Annotated in this window: 7 protein-coding genes and 1 pseudogene; 6 read left to right on the top strand and 2 right to left on the bottom strand. The window is 44.0% G+C overall.

Annotated features, from left to right (window positions below):
• The 4 genes and pseudogenes from DEM91_RS08345 to DEM91_RS08330 form a co-directional block, all read left to right on the top strand.
• Nucleotides 1-93, top strand: a pseudogene (locus DEM91_RS08345) (helix-turn-helix domain-containing protein); the annotation flags it as partial.
• Between the two features lie 20 nt (nt 94-113).
• Entirely contained in the window at nt 114-428 is a 315-nt protein-coding gene (locus DEM91_RS08340; protein ID WP_025072671.1) for a helix-turn-helix domain-containing protein, read from the top strand.
• The gene (locus tag DEM91_RS08335) at nt 416-922 is read left to right on the top strand and encodes a DUF3408 domain-containing protein (RefSeq protein WP_021668821.1); all 507 of its coding nucleotides are present in this window, start codon (nt 416-418) and stop codon (nt 920-922) included. Before DEM91_RS08340 ends, DEM91_RS08335 begins: the two co-directional genes overlap by 13 nt.
• A 192-nt stretch (nt 923-1,114) precedes the next feature.
• Nucleotides 1,115-1,516 (top strand): hypothetical protein, encoded by a 402-nt coding sequence (locus tag DEM91_RS08330; RefSeq protein WP_249858594.1) that lies wholly within the window; start codon nt 1,115-1,117, stop codon nt 1,514-1,516.
• Nucleotides 1,517-1,633: 117 nt separating this feature from the next.
• Here DEM91_RS08330 and DEM91_RS08325 read toward each other — a convergent pair whose 3' ends face one another.
• A complete protein-coding gene (locus DEM91_RS08325; RefSeq protein WP_249858593.1) occupies nt 1,634-4,765 on the bottom strand; it encodes a C10 family peptidase in 3,132 nt (1,043 codons plus the stop codon).
• A gap of 116 nt (nt 4,766-4,881) precedes the next feature.
• Nucleotides 4,882-6,090, bottom strand: coding sequence for a T9SS type A sorting domain-containing protein (locus DEM91_RS08320; RefSeq protein WP_249858592.1), 1,209 nt, complete (start codon nt 6,088-6,090; stop codon nt 4,882-4,884).
• A gap of 450 nt (nt 6,091-6,540) precedes the next feature.
• Between DEM91_RS08320 and DEM91_RS08315 the strand changes: the two genes are divergently transcribed.
• On the top strand, nt 6,541-7,254 hold the full coding sequence (locus DEM91_RS08315) for an HmuY family protein (RefSeq protein WP_028901176.1): 714 nt from the start codon (nt 6,541-6,543) through the stop codon (nt 7,252-7,254).
• A gap of 222 nt (nt 7,255-7,476) precedes the next feature.
• Complete coding sequence (locus tag DEM91_RS08310) at nt 7,477-9,714, top strand: TonB-dependent receptor (RefSeq protein WP_249858591.1); 2,238 nt, start codon at nt 7,477-7,479, stop codon at nt 9,712-9,714.
• Nucleotides 9,715-9,716: the final 2 nt, after the last annotated feature.

Below are 9,716 nucleotides of genomic sequence, written 5' to 3'. Positions count from 1 at the left end.
GACACGGGTAAAATACCCTTCTCCATCATTGGGCATAAATGCTATTATAAGGAGAGCGACATCGCAGAGTTACTGAACGCAAACAATGAATGAACTCAAACAATGAATGAACTATGGAAGAGAATGAAATCATTACGCAGGAAGACCCTCAGATGCAGTTGTTTTCACAACTGATGGAAGGAATATTGAAGAAATTGGAGCGGTATTGCGCTACCGCCCGTCCGATGCTGGGCGGAGAGGTTTACCTCACTGGCGAGGAGGTTTGTAGCCAATTACGGTTCAGTACACGCACGCTCCAAGAGTACAGAAACTTAGGAACGCTTCCTTTCTACAAAATCGGAGGGAAGATACTTTACAAACAGAGCGACATACAAACAATGCTTGAAAGACATTATAACGCAATACCCAAGAAATTATGGCAAGAATAGATGAACAAAGGAAACAACGTCTGGAACAAGCCCTTCGAGATATGGGCAATTATGGCGTTAAACTCCGCAAGCCCGAAGAGTTGCCCGATTTTGACCAGCCCGTAGATTATGAAGAGGAAAAGAAAAGATTTGAGCCTGTTAAAGTTGAGGAACAAAATGACAAGGAGAGTCACAAGGACTATTCTCAACCGTCCTATCAAGAAACAGAGTTGTCACCAACGGAAAGGGCTACTTCTACCGAAGAGAATCATCAACGAATGGGAAAAACAAGGGAAAGGAAGCAATTATCCGAGTTTCAGGGGAAATATCTCCAGCCCTTTCGCAACAGCCACCGCAAAGCCGTGTATGTATCAGAGGAAACTCAACGAAAGTTGGACTTCGTGGTGAGGAAAATCGGTGAGCAGGGAGCAAGCGTTTCAGGCTATGTGGAGCAGGTGCTTCGAGAACATCTCGACCAATACAAAGATGATGTGGAAAGATGGCGGAAACTCTGAAGTACTGCATTCCTCGAATGCAAGCCTACGCTGAGTTACTGTATTCAGTGAATGCAGTAACACGGCATGGGCTTATAATCCCATTTTCTACATCAGCAAGGTGTGTCTTTGTACCACAAATTGCTATTTGTACCACAAAGACCCTTGCCCCGAAAGGGGATTAAATCACTCCAAAGTCGTGATTAGAAAGCAGTGAAGAAGCAAAAACAAAAGAAGCCAGACGGCAGATGTGCCACCTGCCCACGATGGGACAGATGGCACATCAGGATACCTAATTTCGAAGACCAGCAGAAACTTATCAGATTCTACCGCAAGTCGGGAGCAAAAACTAAAAGTGATTTTGTCCGAGCAAGGCTTCTTGGTGAAGCCTTTAAGATCATCACCCAAGACCCTGCAAAAGAGCCTTACTTGGAGAAACTCTCCGAAATCGTCACCATGACTCATAAGATAGGCATGCTATACAACGAAGTCGTGAAAGTCCTCAATACTTATCATTCTGTAGTCACTTCTCAACAACTGCTCGGCAAACTTGAAACTTATTCCCAACTTCTTATCAGACTACAACAGCATGCACTGTTTCTGACAAAATTTTAATACAGTTGGTTAAAATTAACAGAGCGTTTGCATATCATCATCCCATTCAAAAGGTATGGGATGATAGGTTTTGATGATGAAGGGCGAACCCTTATGTGTTACATAGAGTTACCTATATCATTTAATCACCTTCTTTCCATTGACAACATACACGCCTTTAGGCAAACGAGCGATGTCCTCTTTACCCTCTCCAACTTTAACCCCTTGAAGGTTATAGATGACATACTGGTGAGCATTTGTCGTTGTATGGGTAGGGATGCCCAACTCTACGTCATCCAATACAACAGCCAGCGACTTCACGGCGTTTTCGTTATTGGTATGATTAGGCTCCACAAAAGCAGAGAAACACTCAACGGTTGGTGCTTGAGACAGCTCAAAGCAATTTGTTTCTGCATTATAGAGATAAGCCGAGACTGGCTGATGTTGTTCAATCGTTCCAACAAAGTTATAATTGTCAGAGCCGAGAACACTCTTGACTTGCTGATTGACTTCTACATCCTTGCCATGGATGGTCAGAATCATGTCTGCTGTTGTGTCATGAATGTGTTTTATTTCCAGAAGATAAGGGCAAAAAGCCTCTATATGCTGAGTCGTGTTAAAATAAAGTTTGTTCTCCTGCTCATGAATGAAATTATAAACATGCGACTCGGCTGGTTGGTTGTTTATCTTGATGGCATCGGGAACAAAAGGTAAGGAGACGGTAGTCCATGCGCTTCCTGCATCCTTACCATTGGCAACCAAAGGACGCTGGCATGTAATTTCTCTTGCGGTAAAATTGCGCAACATCTTTATGGGCTGGTTGGTTTGTAAGGTTATCTTCGGTGCTTCATCGCCCAAGATAACATTTTTTCCTTTCAAAGTCTCGGGTACGGTGCTTGCTTCGTGCAGATAATATAGACAGTTGGGATTGTTGCTTGGCTTCAACTTTGTATCTTGCTTCACATTCAAGTCGTGCATGTCTACCGCTATGGCATCCGTCAAGTCGATACTCCCTTCTGGCTCAAGAGCCATTGACGTTCCATCTGACAGGTACTTCATCACGGCAGCTTTACATGTAATGGCTCCATTGCATATAGCCTTACCTTTTTGATAGATACCTTCGTATCCCAGTAATGTTACGATATATCTTGTTCCAGGAATCAAGTTGTCGAAAGCAAACGGTAGCGTGATAGTCTTTCCTGCGGGAATGATGGCATTTAGCTGTTTCATCTGTACGTCTTGTTTCTCTCCAACTATCGCGATGAGCAAATCACGGTCGTAATCATCTGTTGCCGTATTTTTAACCTCAAACCGTCCTTCCATGTGGGTGCCGTACAGTTCATCCGCCTTTTTGCTACTGCCGTTTGTGCAGAATACCGATGCCGTTAATTTGGCGTCTGGTATGTTCTTTCCTTCAGCGACGTCCACTTCTCCTTTGCCTACGAAATCGATGTCACGATCTTGCATGCTGTCCCATACGTTAATGCGATATTGCGTTTTCGGCTTCGCTACGTCGGGTTGAAAGCTCAAAGGTACTTCTATCGTTGCGCCAGGTGCTATGGATAAGCCCAATACCGAGCGTTTGTTGCCGAAAACAAAACTTAACGAGCCTGTAAAGTCGGGACCGACATTCTTTATTTTCGCCATGGCCGTATAAGTCCTGCCCGTCTTGATGATTTTTGGCATATCAATGGAAACCAATTTCAAGTCTATGGTTTGAGGATTGATGATGGAAGCATTCAGCTGGGTTTCTGTAATATGTAAGTTGCATACCGACTTCTCCGCACCAGGGCAAAGTTGCCAGGTGTTTGACCTTTTGTCCTTGCACATAGGCAACAACTGATAGTCACCTTTCAGTCCTGCGCCAAAGTTTTTCAAGATTGCCTTATAGAAAGTTCTTTTAGGGGTGATTGGCTCGTACGAGATAACATCGCTCTCATGCACCACCTTCATCAACTTACCGTCTTTATATAAGCCCACGCCCATTTTACCTTCAAAGGGCAACAGCATGTAATTGAACACCTCGTAAGACATACTGAGGTTTTTAAAACCTTGCTCAATTCTTTTTCTCGACATCTGGCTAAGGCCGCGCAAGTGTAGGTCTATTACCGTCATGGCGTCCAACTGCTCTTCACCTTCATTCGGCTTAACGCCTAAAATGGCACACTGGCTCAATGAATATCCGCCCTCAAACGACCCTATTCCTTGCTGGTCTGGATTGAGAATAGACAAGCGGAAATATCCATCAGACAAGCCGCTCCATCCCCAGTTGATGTGAAAGTAATCGCCCGACTCATATCCGTCGCAAACGAATTCGTGTCCACCTCCTGTTGGCGTCACGCCACCATACAGTACGGGGCGGCCTTCCTTCAACTCCTCGTAAATCATGTTGTTCCATGTCTTTGAGGTATATCCACTACGGTCGGCATAGCGTGCCGCCTTGCTGTATCCAAAATAGTGTGTCAGTGCGTATGGCAATTCAACGGCTACCGTTCCCGACCCCCCTTGCTTGGCGGTGGCATAATCCATTTCCGTGGAGACACCGCAATATTTCATCAATTTAGCCACGGCGTTTTTCTGCTCCCGATTGGCATTCTCGTCATACGTTCGCAGCATGTTTTTCCAGTCGAATGTCGTTTTGGGCAGCGTGTCCAAAACCTTTCCTATCTTCGGGCTCTTGTAGCCGGGTATCGTGTCGAGGGTTTCTCCTCGCGGGCATTGATGATAATACATCACTTGTGCCATGGCTGTTGCGACGCATCCTGTTACCGTTCGTTCAAAAGCTCCCATCGGGCAGGCGTCATTATAGGGTGCTCCTTGATTCCAACGTGTTTCGATGAGCGGACGAATGGAGCGTTTCACGCTTAGTCCCGCACGGGTTCCGGAAGTGGTTTTTAGGTTTTTTAACCGCAGACGGACAGCTGTTTTTATCTCGTGTTCATACAAACTGAGCAAGTCTTTCAATTGCACGGGAATGTTGTTTACGTCAAACTTTCCCGTATAGGCATATCCCAAGACAGCGTCGGTCCGATCATCTGCCGATGTGATGACAAAGCCTTGCCCGTTTCCGTTGTTGAAAACATAATAAGCGTTGGGACACTGCATGACCATTTTCAACTGGTTGCGCTGAGATGTTGTACGAGTGCTTGTCGTTGATTGTTTTTGCTTCAAAAATCGCATGGCCAGCTTCATGGCCTCTTGCTTTCCGATGGGATTGGCATTGGCCAAGGTGGAAATGGCGATTAAAACGAATAATAGAGTTTTCTTCATTGTTGATTTCTTTTGCAGGCACATGAGCGTTGCTTGCGTAAGTATGGAAATAAAGTACGGCAAGGGGGTACAGCTTCATTGCCGTAAGTTCCCCTGCCATATACTGTTGCGATGTGTTAAGATTTTGAAAATTTGACAACTTTTCTTCCTATTTTGGCTATATATTCGCCAGCAGGCAGCGTGTTTAGGAAGATAGTCTTGTTGCCTCTTACCGCATGGGTTGCCACCAATTGTCCTGTTACGCTGTACACGCAAACTTGCTCCGTGCCATTGTTTGTTGCTCCCTCAATGATTAAGCAGCCATTGCTAAAGCTTATGTTCGCTTGGTCATGGGTAATTTCTGCGATGCCATCCGTTTTCTTCTCTACTGCTGTGTTTTCTTCATAACTACATTCGGTATCATCCGTAGATTCGCTCATGGGAGCATGCTTAAAAGCCTTGTTGAGCGGAAGATGGTTGAAGTACAAACAGTTGCGCGGACCTAAGTAAAGGCGGTCTCCTTCTGATTGCGTCAAAGGAATGAACGTATGTGCAGCCTCGTACTGTTCGTCGCCTTCTTCGCCATAGCTGAATGTGTAAGGGAAATCTGCTGTTCCTGTGTTCTTGATGTCTCCATTGTCATCGTACTCATACTTTAGCTCCATGGTTGTGCGATCCGTCGCTTCTTCACCTGGAATATATTTCAAACCTACCATGCGGTCGTCAATGTTTTTATCGTATTCAAACACTTCTTTCCATACATTGTTGCCGTTGCTCATCATAAAACTAAAGGTTTGCTCACGTCCCTTGTCATCATAAGTGATGGTGGTATGGCGATCTGCGAAATCTTCCAGTTTCAGATTTTTCTCGTCAAACTGCACGTCATTGGTTTCAATCACGCGCATCTGTGCATCGTACTTGTATGCAGAACGTACGTCTTCCATCAACACAAGGTTCCCCTCTTTATTCGGTTTTAATGTAAATCTGTGATAGGTCTTGATAAATCCATTGTTGTCACGATCGTAAATGTCACGTCGGTCTATTCGCTGTCCGCCATCTGGCTTGATGGTATAGCGCGTTTCTTCTTTCAAATAGCCATTCGAATCATAAGCGAACTTGATGACTTCTGTTAGTTTATCATCTTCGGTAGATTCTACTTCTGTCAGAAAGCCATAGTCATCATATTTATATTTAAAGACTTCTGAACCTCCGAACGTACTCCATTGCGCAAGACGATGCGTGTGAACTTTTGGAATAGCTCTGTAATAATTGGGTGCTTTCTTACTTTGGGCGTTAACGCCTAAACACAATACTGCCAAAAGAGCAGGTAGTAAAAATTTTCTCATGTTAATTGTTATTTTGTAAAAGTTTAAATGAATTTCTATGATAGTACGCAAACCAAATGCGGTACGCATATTTGAGTTATGGCGCCTTTTGTATTGCAAAAGTACGTCTTATCAATATAATGAGCAATACCTACTAATTGTGACGTTACTCAGGCATACCTATTTGTAGGTATAAATGTAAGTCTGTTAAGGTATTAGTTTGTTTATCAGGTTGTTAGCTTGTTCAACATGAAACTTATATAATAATTAATCTATGTCCGTTATGTTGTCACCTTATTTTAAGGCTCTTTATTTTTCTTCTACCTACAACTAGTTACTTCTCTAAAAAATCATTTTGTCAGCTTATCTACAATTGAACAAAATACATAAAAATAGGTATTTTGCATTTTTTTTCATCTTCGTACCTTTGCAACCAAATTTATAACACTCATTATTCAAACAATTATTAAAATGAAAAAAATGACTACTGCCCTGTTTTTGGGCCTTACAGCCATGGTCTTTACATGGACATCGTGTGACAAATCGGAGGATTTATCCCAAAAGAAAGAGAAAGAAGAACAAAGTGTGATTTGCAAGCATGCCGATATTTTGTTGCAAGAAAAACAAATGACCAACTACGACAAGTGGGTTTACATTGATTTGGAAAGTGGCAAGACTGAAACCCAGACAGATTATCGCACATGGGTGTATGGCATGATGAACCGGCAAACGGGCGAAATGGATCAGATTACCAAAGAGGTACCCGAGCGTGCTAATAACGAACCAAAGAAGTGGCACATCGCTTTCCACTTGTATGACCCCATGACCAATGGCGGTGAGGTGATGATTGCAGGTAAGGATACCACCTCTCTTGACCAAATCACTGAACTTCCCAAGGGTGGAACATGGACACCAGACAAGCCTGTATGGATTTTGGTAGATATGGCAGGTATGATGCAGATGCCTCCGACAATGGGATACAGCAAGGGATTTTCTAATCCTAATCTGCACAAGTATATGCGTCGTGCGGGGATGGGGCAATATGAAATGGCAAACAAAGGGCGCATCTTTATTGTAAAATTCAAGGATGGAAGTTTTGCAGCCATCAAGTTCACAGACATTACTGATGCGACAGGAAAGAAGAAACAAGTGTCATTCGACTACAAGTTTGTTAAAAAGAATTAAACCCTTGTGAAGATAACCACCTTTCATTCCGTTGGTAAGGGCATGAGAGGTGGCTTTTTTGCTTTATCAAGGCAGCAACCTATCAAACCGAATGTCCATCCTCGGAAAAGCGTTGTCACCTATACGTCTTTCACCGTAATATCAATCACTATATATTAAAAAGGTGAGAAACAAACAAACCATCAAAGGTAGGTAACCCTCATCTATTTTTTCATTGTTTTCATGAACAAAATATTCTTGCTCTTCTTATTCGCAATACTCCAATTTGTAACGACCTCTGCCAAAGCCGACGCTGCATCTTCTCGCTATACCATTCGTGGAACGGTAACCGATGAATGCAACAGACCGCTGCCAGGAGCACTCATTGCGGTTTCTGGCACTACCATTAAGCAAGGAACCAATAGCAAAGGCATGTTTGAAATCACGGTCAACGAAAATCGTAATTATGACATTACTGCTTCGTATGTAGGCTTTCAGCCCAAACATGTCATCGTACGCCCCGGTCAAGACGCCAGCATTACGCTGTTCCCCTCGCGCACCAACCTGAACGAAGTGGTTGTAACCGGCACCCGTAGTGACCGCCCATTAAAAGACATGCCTGTGCTGACACGAGTTATCTCACGGCGCGAAATAGAAACGATAAACGCCATAGACCTTACCACACTGCTGCAAACGGCATTACCGGGATTGCAATTCTCGTACAATGACATGTCACAAGCTACCGAAATCACTTACCAGGGTCTGGGCGGAAAGGCGGTACTCTTTTTGCTCGACGGTGAGAGAATCAGTGGTGAGGGTGGCGCCAACAACATAGATTACGGCAGGTTTAACGTAAACGACATTGAACGGATAGAGATAGTGCGCGGCGCTGCTGCTACCTTATACGACAGCAGAGCCATCGGGGGTGTTATCAACATCATTACACGCAAAGGTTTCCGTCCCGTTACCGCTCGCGTTTCCACCCGATATGCAGGGCGAAACGGCGAGATGTATTCGGTTTCGGCAGGTGTCAACCGTAAGAACTTTTCAGCACTCACCTCGTTCGGGTATCGCAAGCGTGAGTCGTATACCATTGCCGATAGTATAGGTAAGGTGCGTGAGACACGTTTGTCTAAGGGGGTGGTTAAACGTGATACGCTGCCTGCTTACCAGTCTACCATTCACGGATACAGCATATTGGATGTCTCTCAAAAATTGTCATATGTGTTCAACGACCAGCTACGCGCAGATTTTCGGGGCTCATACTATAACAACAGGCGTCCGAGCAATGAATACAAAAAACTGCATCAGGTTTACACGGATTTGACTTTGAGCGGAAAACTGTCATACATACCATCCAGCAATCAGAACATAGAGCTGACCGTGATACGTGACGACTATCAGAAGACCAACGTGTTTGACAAGGTAGACCTGAAAGAACATGTGTATCGCAACATCAACACAACGGGAAGACTATATTATTCGGGTACGTTAGGAAAACACACCATAAGCGCAGGTGTTGACTATGTTCGCGAAGACTTGAAACATTATTTCCTGCCAGACACCGCACAAATGCACACAAGTCAATTTTCTTGCTGTTTGCAGGAAGACTGGAAACCGTGGCAGCAACTGAACATCGTGGCGGGCATGCGTGCCGACAAGGTTACAAGATATAAGCTGCACTTTACACCCAAACTATCAGTCATGTATCGCCCTTGGGCGTTTCTTACTGCCCGCGCAGGCTATTCACAAGGGTATCGTGCGCCAAACTTAAAAGAATTGTATCAGGAATGGACCATGGGGGGACTTATACAAATGTATGGCAATCCTAACTTGAAACCTGAAGTGGGAAGCCAATTGTCCGCATCTGTCGAATATGATAAGAATGGGTTGAACCTTTCCCTGTCGTCTTACTATAATAATTATCTCAACAAGATAACTTATGCGTATGTTCATCCAGAAAAAAACATGGACATGAGATGGGAAAACGCCGACAGCGTTAGGACGTTTGGGGTGGAGGCGACGGCCAATTACAAGTTTGTCTGGGGGCTGCAACTTGCGGGAGCATACACCTATATTACCGATTATAATAAGAAAAATGGATATAACCTGTCATGGCTGCGTCCACATAGCGCCAAGTTAAGTGCCGTATATTCAAAGAAATGGGGAAAGACGACAGAAACATTGTCACTCTACACCAACTGGGTGTCGGCTCTCTCTACCTACACTTACAAAAGTAATAAAGATGAGCAGACAGGTAAAGTCGTTGAGAGTTTCACGCGAGAAGATTTTGATGCACGCACTATCTGTTCGCTCAACTTGCGCTCGCAGTTACCCCATGGCATTACTATCGGTGTCATGATTGATAATTTGCTGAACTATAAGGACAAAGCTGTTGATTCAGGATTACAATATCCACAAAATGGTCGTACTTATGTTGCTACGATTTCTATTAATATTGCAGATATGCTCAAGCTATAATC

This window comes from Prevotella sp. TCVGH (assembly GCF_023522295.1).
GTDB classification, from domain to species: Bacteria; Bacteroidota; Bacteroidia; order Bacteroidales; family Bacteroidaceae; genus Prevotella; species Prevotella timonensis.
The sequence above is the reverse complement of the archived record's forward strand: the minus strand, read 5'-3'. Positions and strand labels throughout refer to the sequence as shown.

Excerpts from the sequence above, each read along its gene's own strand:
- DEM91_RS08340 (WP_025072671.1), top strand. The coding sequence starts at position 114 with ATGGAAGAGAATGAAATCATTACGCAGGAAGACCCTCAGATGCAGTTG.
- DEM91_RS08315 (WP_028901176.1), top strand. The coding sequence starts at position 6,541 with ATGAAAAAAATGACTACTGCCCTGTTTTTGGGCCTTACAGCCATGGTC.
- DEM91_RS08335 (WP_021668821.1), top strand. The coding sequence starts at position 416 with ATGGCAAGAATAGATGAACAAAGGAAACAACGTCTGGAACAAGCCCTT.
- DEM91_RS08320 (WP_249858592.1), bottom strand. The coding sequence starts at position 6,090 with ATGAGAAAATTTTTACTACCTGCTCTTTTGGCAGTATTGTGTTTAGGC.
- DEM91_RS08325 (WP_249858593.1), bottom strand. The coding sequence starts at position 4,765 with ATGAAGAAAACTCTATTATTCGTTTTAATCGCCATTTCCACCTTGGCC.
- DEM91_RS08310 (WP_249858591.1), top strand. The coding sequence starts at position 7,477 with ATGAACAAAATATTCTTGCTCTTCTTATTCGCAATACTCCAATTTGTA.